We start from the raw sequence: 8,810 nt of genomic DNA, 5'->3' as shown, positions 1-8,810 counted from the left end.
ATGCGGGCGCGCGGTGTTGAAGTCGAAGACCCAGGCCGCGATCTTGGCTCGGGCATCGTCGAGGTCGAAGAACAGCGTCTCGTTGAGCAGATCATCTCGCATACGGCCATTGAAGCTTTCGACGAAGCCGTTCTGCATCGGCTTCCCTGGCGCGATGAAGTGCCAGTCGACGCCATTGTCGCGGCACCAGGCCAGCATGGCATTGCAGGTATATTCCGTGGCGTGATCGCTGACGATCATGCCCGGCTTGCCATACCGCTCGATGATCGCGGTCAACTCACGCGCCACGCGTCGGCCCGAGATCGAAGTGTCCGGGATCGCTCCGAAGCATTGCTTCGTCACGTCATCGACGATGTTTAGGATGCGGAAGCGGCGCCCGTTCGCGAACTGGTCGTCGACGAAGTCCGTGGACCAGCGCGCATTCGGCTTCGCTTCGACCAGGATCGGTGCACGCGCTCCCACGGCCTTGCGGCGAGCGCGGCGCTTGCGCACCGACAGTCCTTCCTCACGGTAGAGCCGATGGATGCGATTGACGCCCGACGGTTCCCCCTCCCGCCGCAGCAGGATAAACAGCCGCCTATAGCCGAAGCGCCGCCGCTCGTTGGCGAGATCGCGCAGCCGGGTACGAAGCTCGGTGTCCGGCGGGCGGCGCGAGCGGTATCGGACCATCTTCCGATCTGCGCCGACGATACTGCAGGCCCGACGTTCCGACAGGCCCATCACGGCCCGCAGATGCGCGACGGCGTCGCGCTGCACGGCGGGCCCTACCATTTTTTGATAGAAGCTCACGCATCGCGGCTGCATCCAGCATCTGCTCGGCCAGGAGTTTCTTCAGCTTGGCGTTCACAGCACAAACTCCTTGGAGTTTGTTGCGACATCCTCGAGTTGCTTCAGCCGCTTGGCCTCGGAGACGTCCATGCCGCCGAACTTGGCCTTCCAGTTGTAGAGAGTCGCCTCCGAGACGCCGTGCTTGCGGGCGAGGTCGACGGCCTTCGCTCCTGCCTCGTGCTCCTTCAGCACCGCAATGATCTGTTCCTCCGTGAACCTTGCTCGCTTCATCAGTCCGTCCTCGTCAGGGCCGGCCTCTAACTCCGAGTGGAGGAAAATCTCAGTGGCAGGTCAGCCCGGCTGGCAGCCTTACCCGCTTGCCGGCCATCGTGACGCTACGTCAAAAGTGCGGTATACCGTACCCTGCGGAGGCGTGAGATACTCACAATACTGAAACCCGTACGGAGATATACAAATGAAGATGTCACAATATACGCTGGCACTGACCTCAATCGCCATATTTTACGGTATAAATGTTAATTATTGCCGCGCCGCCCCCGCGGGTATAGACAAGATTAATAAAGCAATTGCTGATCATTCTGTAGATGGAAAAAAGAAAATAATAGTATACGAAACAGATGGAGACAAAGTCTATCTTACAAAGAAGAACAAAGATGGAGGATATTCAGATTTAACAAATATAAGAAGTTTATTGATTATAGTGACAAACGCATCTCTCATATCAAATAATTCTCCAGCCATTAAAGCCACATTATCCGTTAATAGATCGGATTACTGCGAAAAAGATGATGTTAGATCTCGGCAAGGCATGCCACAGACTATGGAAATAGCGCGCCCCCATGTTGCAATCAATAATTTTAGGAACATTAACGAAATAGACCCTACTATAATTCTAAATGTAAACTATTTTGATATAAATACTCAACTCAAAAATAATCAATATATAACTTGGCAAAAATCCAAGTGCTCCACTCCCCTTGGCATATACTACGATTCACATTCAGGCAGGTGGAATGATGCGGCAAACCAACCGCACGCATTTGCGTACGGAGATTATTATTTTTCAAGAAAAGACGGGACAAAAACGGCCCTGCAGAGCATGCTCATAGTAGATAAAAATACTGATAGAGTTCAATTCAATATATCCGATGGGAATTCAAATGATGCCCAACCACCAGCTATTGAAAGCATAGAAACAACCATAAAGGAGGGAAAACAAGAGCTTGTGGCATTCTCCGGCGCAGAATTACTACCACGGCTCAATTCTGAAGAGCTTGATTCGGGTGACGGCCCAGATGCAGGCATTTTACAGACGACGAGAATAGGTATAGGGTATAATATTGATAAGGATCAACTATATATCTTGCAGGCAGGATACGGCGGTGCCGGGATATCAAGAGGCGATCTGAGAGATATATTCTCCGCGCTTGGGGCTTCAAAAGCTCTTGAATTGGACGGAGGCGGGTCCGCTGTCTTGGGTGTTCAAAAAGACGCGGTTACGTGGGCTGGAATAAACTCAAAAATACCTAACATAAACGAAAAAGATTCGAGTATATATAGCTGCGGATCACCTGTAGACAACGACTTTCCTACTGGAATTGCCAAGAACTTTGTGTGTACTCCTGCTTATCAACTTGACGGAACCCGTCGCGCACTGCCCGGATATCTGGCCCTGTCGATTGGAAGTGCGGGAAAAGGTGAATAACTTGGTCCGGCATTGATTTTTACACCAATACTCCACCAATAGGAAGAAATCTTCCTATTGGTGGAGCCTACCATCGACGTGCCCCTCGTAATTAGGGGTAGTAAGCCCAAACCCTCGAAGTTCCCGGGTTTCTTGGAAAATCAAGAGGTTGACATTCTTGCACGCGAGTTCACGCCTAACCGGAAGTCTTTGATATGTAACGATGGTGAGCAACTTCGCGGCTTTGGGCTTACACCCCCAACGTGCGGCCAACAGCCGCCGGACACTTCGCAGCTCTCCCACATTGGCACAACGGGTAATTTGCTCTATATTCTCCAGGTGGAGGCTGGACCGAAGCCCGACCTCCGTTATCGTCAGACTATGAATTGGACTCGGATCGAGATCTGCCAGGATCTCCGGGTCGTTTTCATTTCAAACGAGATGCATAGCGGCATAAGCCACATCGTCATCTTCCCTGATTGAGCGGCAACGCTGATGCCTCAGCTATGGAAGCCTATCCTCCGTAGTGAGCCGCTGGCTCGGCCCGGCTGCTTCTGCCGCTCAATGCGCAGTTCCTTCTCCCACAGGCCGAAGAGGCCGGCGACGATAGCCGCGGACTTTTCCTGCCGTAGCGCCACTCTGGTTTCGGCATTGTGGCCGCGAACCTCATCCTCGACCTAACACAGCGCGCTCATGGCGAGGATCGTATCGGTCGCAGCCTGCGAGACGCCGCTGATGTGCAGATCGTAGAACTTTCGCCTCAGATGCGCCCAGCGCACGGCGAGCTTGATCGCCTGATTGGTGCCGAACTTGACCCGTGCCTTGGCCAGGCTGGTATAGGCTGTGTATCCATCGACTTGAAGGATGGCGTTGAAGCTGGCGGAGAAGCGATGAACCCAATCGCGCAGGGTCTGTCGGTCCATGCCGCCAATCCGCACTGCCTCTTCCCGGCTTCGCCCCTCCAGCACCGCGGCAAGCGCCAACAGCCGACGGCTCTGGTTGGCGTGTTTGGAACTGGCTGCCAGCCGCCGAAGCTCGGCTGGCGTCAAATCGGTTCTTATCTTCACCGCTGATGGCATGCGCGATACCCCCCGCACCCCAGGCAATCAGATCAGGATGATTTGCAGAATCCCCCGTGAGTCGGAAATCCCACCCGTTGGTATCATACCGCGTGCATATACCGAGATGATTTTAGTGTCGAACCGCGAAAGCGGCGGTGATAGCGGATAATCAACTTTGGACCGAAACGACGGCTACGGCATGCCGGATCCGCAAATTCCGCTTCAGCCTCTGAGCCAGCGTCGGTCTTTTCATAAAAAGCCGTTGCAAGGGTTCACCTTGCATGCGAGGCTTTCTCCTCAAGCCCACTATTCAATGCGAGCTCGGCCAACGCTTCTTTCGGCTCGTCCCGCACGCCATGGTTCTTCGAAAGATACGTTCTTCGGATTACTGCCAATGGCTGAGTTCAAACTGTCCTTCTTGATTGGCATATGCGCCCTCCCGTCGTGTCGTCGGGATCCCGAGCACAGAATGCACAACGTCTCAAACCGCCAAGCCTAGCGCCAGCAAAGTTTGCTGCTCTTGCCGTCATTGACAGCAGGAGGCGCGCGCCTTCTCAAGCCCGGACTGAAACCGGACACTGGCGGAGTCCCATTTGCCGCAGCGTTCGTGCCTGTCGCGCCAAGCATACCCGACACGTTGCACGTGCCGCTCACACAGCGACTGCTATCTTCTGCTCGACGGGTTTATCGGCCTAACTCGACCGGCAGCCATTCCCCGTCCGTCAGATTAACCCGCACCAAAGGTGCCTGCTCAGAAAGGAGGCGTTAAATTGGTCGCGAAGCGATTTCGGAATCTGGTCTGTCAACTGGCCCTGATGAGATCCATGCGGTTTTCGACATTGAGCTTCTGTATGATATTTCGTATGTGGACTGCGACCGTACTTTCCTTAATGTTGAGAATATATGATATTTCTTTATTTCTATGCCCGGCTCGGAGGTAATCTACGATTTCAACTTCGCGAGGACTCAACCCGTTTCGAGCGAGTGTTTTTTTGCCGGCCGTCGCCCGCCCGCCAAACGGCTGGCTCAAACTGTGGGCTGGGAGGAATTCCCCACCAGCCCACACCAAGTTGATCGCCGCAAGTGCGATATCAACGCTCGTACCGGGGCCAATAAATCCCTTTGCACCCAATTCGAAAGCTCTACTGATGTAAGAGTGCTCTCCAGCATCCGAAATGACAATCATCTTGGGGCTTGATACGCTATCATTGATAATTTCCATATTGCGCTCAAGTGAACTGGGAACCCCGTCACTTCCAAAATCACAAACCAATACAACCGAATTATTATCGTGAGAGTCAACGATCAATTCATCCTTTGACTCGTACCCGCGAATTACAGGCGAAACACCAGAGGCGGTGAGCAGTCTCACTAAAATGCCGCGCAACAAATTATACTTACAAAATACAACAATTTCGGGAATTTCGTTTTCGTTTACCGAATTTTCAGGCTTATCGCCCACGTATACACCGGGACCACACTCCGATACCTCCCTGTGCCGTCCCGGAATTGATGATTTATTCATCGAAGATTCCAGATAAGATTCCCCAATCCCTGCCATGTCAAAACCTCGCTATTTGGCGATGCATTTACCGAGAAATAAGATTTAAACGACATGTAGCATAGATTAGGTTTAAATTCAGCCGATAAAAAAGATTATGAAAGTTTATAAATTCATCAAATTGATAAACATCACTTTCCGGAAAATAAATTTTTTGGCCGTTTTCGTAACTAACGATGTAAACATTCGTATCACAAAGACCAATAGTTCGTACGCTGATTTTTGTGAAACGCTCACGCCCTTCACAAACGTTACGGCAACTACCCAGTGATACCTCTCAGAGAAAGTGGATACCGGCTTGGTGGATCGCGGTGATCTACACCCGCATCACCGAAGACGACGAAATATGGAGTATCCCGAGCCCGCTGTACCAAGCCGTCGGGGACCACGCGATACAGCATCTCCGGGCATGGCATCATGGCCTCGAGAATGAACTCTGACCTGAACAACCTGTTTCGCCTCATTCGTTTGCGTGTTCCAAACTCCCGACCAGGGACAGCGGGAACGACTTATCAACCAAAGAACCCGGTAAGCGATTTTGTCTTCCCCGGCGTCGACATGTGCGGCAACGCGCTACACTGGCACCAAGAGCATCGAAAACCTGATCCCAATACGGCACTTTCATTTTCAAGGCCGAACATCTGTCTCCACCGATTATTGCCTTTTGCCGGGTGTGTCGCTGCCCGCACCAGGCAGCGACGAGAACCGATGGCTTCCGCAGGAGCCGCGCATGACCAGATGCGCAGGGATAATGGTGCGGCTGGCTGGCCCTACACTGCCTTCTAACCGCGCGAGCAGGTGCTGTGCTGCGGAACGACCGATGCTTTCGGCATCAATATGCACAGTCGTGAGTGGTGGATCGCAAATGGCGGCCTCTGCGATATCGTCAAATCCGATGATCGCGAAGTCCTCACCGACCCGCAGCCCAAGTTCCCGCGCCGCCTGCAATGCCCCAAGCGCCATGAGATCGTGGTAACACAAAGCCGCAGTCGGGGGGATGGTGCCACCAACAACATGCCGAAGAAGTATCGAGCCACTTGCCCGTGTCGGGGGGCCTGTGGGCGTCAACTCGGGATCGTAGGCGATCCCAGCTTCCGCAAGCGCCCTCGTATAACCTTCCAGTCGTTCAACGCGGGCGGAGCGGGATGGGGTCCCGCCAAGGAAAGCGATGCGGCGATGACCGAGCGCGATGAGATGACGTGTGGCCTCAGCCGCGAGCGCGGCGTTGTCAGGTTGAACAACATCACACGAAAGGCCTTCGACCCAGCGCGAGACCTGCACGACAGGAACACCATGATCAACGAGATACTGAACGGTGGTCAGATCGGTGCCGTCAGCCGGACTTAGCAGGACCCCGTCGACCCCGTGTTCCATGAGCTTGTTGAGCTGCCTGGCCTGCCTGTCGCCAATATCATTGGAGTTTAGCAGGAAGGTCATGTAGCCACGCTCATCGAGTACGGTTTCCGCTCCTGCAGCAAGGGCGGCGAAGTAAGGATTGGCAATATCCGTGATCAGAAGGCCGACCGTAAAAGACTGCCCAGTTCGTAATTTGGCTGCTGCCCTGTTATATCGATAGCCAGTCTGCTCGATAGCCAAGCGCACCCGTTCACGTGTCGAGGCTGAAATCCGTGAGCCTTCCTGAAGAGCCAGACTGACAGTTGCGGTCGAGACGCCCGCTGCGAGCGCTACATCTGCCAACCCGACACTGTTCTTGCTTGAACGCTTCATATTACTGGACATTGTGAAGGTTAATCATACCGGAACTATTAAGAACCTGTCGTCTCGCTGTGCAGACAGCTAGGACATGACACTCGCTTAAAGAAGCCGGTAGCGACAATCTCGCGCACCTCAGCACAACCCAACCGGAATATCACGATCACGCACAATGGGTTATGCCAATTACTCACCATTTCGGTAGCCTTATTGCCACAAACTAGTACCGCAAGCGGTTAAGCATCCGTTTCGCCCCGGCGAACGCCACGTTTTTCCTTAAGCAAAATTTCTTATTAGTTAAAGGATTAACCGCCCCCCATCCCGCTGTCAAGAGATTAAATTTAAACCGACGAGAGCACCCGTGAACTGAGCAGGCTGCGGAGGATAGCTCGCTGACATACCAGATGAAGCTCAGCCCTTCGCCTTTTCGCCTGGGCCTGTTCCTTAATCTTACGTTTAGGAAACTTCCGCTGGCCCCGTTCATTGGCGGGCACCAGGCCACCGGCGCGCGCTCGCCGGCCTGACATTCATTCTCACTCATGTCCTGCCGCAGCGGAACCGCAACTCAGTCTACCGCATTATCGAGGCGGAAGAACTCAACCGACTTGCGCCTCCACAACGCACCGACGAGATATGGCAACTTCAGGGGCTGCAGTTGTGTGCATACGACATGACCCACCTGCCCGAGCTACGCGAACGAGATGGTGTTACAAGCAAATTCTATCTCTATATCGCCATCGATCACGCCTCTTGCTTCGTGCATCCAGTGCTCAAGAACGACGAGGCAACAAGCTCAGCAACCGCCTTTCTTGACAAGGCGCCGGCAACCTTCCCATTCCGGATCATCCATTTTCTGACTGACCGAGGCTTTTGTTTCACGGCCAGAAGCTTCGAGGAAGCCTGCCGTAACGACGTGAGGAGGCCCCGAAGACCCGCCCTTGCCCACCCCGCACAAACGGCATGGTCGAACGCCTCAAAGGATGGGTGCTGCAAGAGGTCCGTGACAGCCCCCTCTCCCGCTATCGCGATCTTTAAACTGTGCCGGCGGTTTCAACATGACTTGGCTGCCATCGGCGCTTCATCAGCGAACGCTCACCTGATATCCTTCAGCGCGATTGTCTGGCTGCCAGGCCTTACTTATACCAACGGCGGTTAAGCGTGCCCGATGTGAGCCCATTCGCGTCAGCCAATTGAGGTTATAAGCTGCGGCAAGGCGACGAGCTCGTTTCAGGCATCACAAGCTGCGTCGATGATGTCGTCATAGCTTTCAAGCACGCGATTTGAGAGCCAGTTGGCGCGCAGATATTGCCAAATGTTTGAACCGCCCCGGATTTGTCGGAGGCTAGTTGTCTCAAATTACGCGGCTTCCGGCATGGCATCCATGGCAGCGTAGTAGTTTGCCTCGGCTTCTGCAGGGGGAATATTGCCGATCGGCTCGAGGAGGCGTCGATTGTTGAACCAATCGACCCATTCGAGAGTGGCGAACTCGACGGCTTCCATGGATTTCCACGATCCCCGGCGATGGATCACCTCGCTCTTGTAGAGTCCATTGATCGTCTCAGCCAGAGCATTGAAGCTCCTATATCTGTCAAGCGGGACGGTGGGCGCCTGGCACGCAGAGATGGCGGTAAATTTCACGGACGATGTATCGCTTCACGCAGCGCACGATTTCTCGAGGTGTTTTGCCTTCCGCTCTCCGCCTGACCGCGTAAGCTTTCGTGGTTGCGTGATCCCGCAGCCGAACGATAGCCACGCGGTAAAGGGCGGCATTAGCCTGTCGGTTTCCGCCACGGTTCAGGCGCATGCGGTTTGTCTTGCCGCTTGAGGCTGGGATGGGACATACGCCACATAGCTTTGCGAGGGCTGCTTCGGATTTGATGCGCTCAGGATTGTCGCCGACAAGGATCAGCATTTCGGCCATGGTCATTGTCGAGATGCCATGCGCTTTCATAAGTTTCGGCGCTTTTTCTCGAACCATGCGCTCGAGCTCCTGCTCGTGGAT

The 8,810-nt window shown here is 53.9% G+C and carries 4 protein-coding genes and 5 pseudogenes; 1 reads left to right on the top strand and 8 read right to left on the bottom strand.

Annotation, left to right across the window (positions count from 1 at the left end):
- Nucleotides 1–1,059, bottom strand: a pseudogene (locus ACTJKX_RS35520) (IS3 family transposase); the annotation flags it as partial.
- A gap of 184 nt (nucleotides 1,060–1,243) precedes the next feature.
- Between ACTJKX_RS35520 and ACTJKX_RS35515 the strand changes: the two are divergent.
- Nucleotides 1,244–2,494, top strand: a complete 1,251-nt coding sequence (locus ACTJKX_RS35515; RefSeq protein WP_440728206.1) for a hypothetical protein — start codon at nucleotides 1,244–1,246, stop codon at nucleotides 2,492–2,494.
- 517 nt (nucleotides 2,495–3,011) lie between these two features.
- On the opposite strand, the pseudogene ACTJKX_RS35510 reads toward ACTJKX_RS35515, so the two are convergent.
- From ACTJKX_RS35510 to ACTJKX_RS35480, 7 genes and pseudogenes are all read right to left on the bottom strand, one after another.
- Nucleotides 3,012–3,375 (bottom strand): annotated as a pseudogene (locus ACTJKX_RS35510) (IS66 family transposase); the annotation flags it as partial.
- Nucleotides 3,352–3,552: pseudogene (locus tag ACTJKX_RS35505) on the bottom strand (helix-turn-helix domain-containing protein); the annotation flags it as partial. The pseudogenes ACTJKX_RS35510 and ACTJKX_RS35505, both read right to left, overlap by 24 nt.
- Nucleotides 3,553–4,336: 784 nt before the next feature.
- Nucleotides 4,337–5,059 (bottom strand): helix-turn-helix transcriptional regulator, encoded by a 723-nt coding sequence (locus ACTJKX_RS35500; RefSeq protein WP_440728205.1) that lies wholly within the window; start codon nucleotides 5,057–5,059, stop codon nucleotides 4,337–4,339.
- Between the two features lie 690 nt (nucleotides 5,060–5,749).
- Complete coding sequence (locus ACTJKX_RS35495) at nucleotides 5,750–6,835, bottom strand: LacI family DNA-binding transcriptional regulator (RefSeq protein WP_440728204.1); 1,086 nt, start codon at nucleotides 6,833–6,835, stop codon at nucleotides 5,750–5,752.
- A gap of 1,155 nt (nucleotides 6,836–7,990) precedes the next feature.
- Nucleotides 7,991–8,125, bottom strand: a pseudogene (locus tag ACTJKX_RS35490) (IS630 family transposase); the annotation flags it as partial.
- A gap of 39 nt (nucleotides 8,126–8,164) precedes the next feature.
- Nucleotides 8,165–8,380: pseudogene (locus tag ACTJKX_RS35485) on the bottom strand (integrase core domain-containing protein); the annotation flags it as partial.
- A 16-nt stretch (nucleotides 8,381–8,396) separates the two neighbouring features.
- A partial coding sequence (locus tag ACTJKX_RS35480) for a transposase (protein WP_440728203.1) occupies nucleotides 8,397–8,810 on the bottom strand: 414 nt, incomplete at its 5' end.

Origin of the sequence: Labrys sp. 22185 (assembly GCF_052045555.1) — a bacterium.
GTDB classification, from domain to species: domain Bacteria; phylum Pseudomonadota; class Alphaproteobacteria; order Rhizobiales; family Labraceae; genus Labrys; species Labrys neptuniae.
Note: the sequence above shows the minus strand (reverse complement) of the source record. Positions and strands in the feature narration are given on the sequence as shown.

Excerpts from the sequence above, each read along its gene's own strand:
- ACTJKX_RS35515 (WP_440728206.1), top strand. The coding sequence starts at position 1,244 with ATGAAGATGTCACAATATACGCTGGCACTGACCTCAATCGCCATATTT.
- ACTJKX_RS35500 (WP_440728205.1), bottom strand. The coding sequence starts at position 5,059 with ATGAATAAATCATCAATTCCGGGACGGCACAGGGAGGTATCGGAGTGT.
- ACTJKX_RS35495 (WP_440728204.1), bottom strand. The coding sequence starts at position 6,835 with ATGTCCAGTAATATGAAGCGTTCAAGCAAGAACAGTGTCGGGTTGGCA.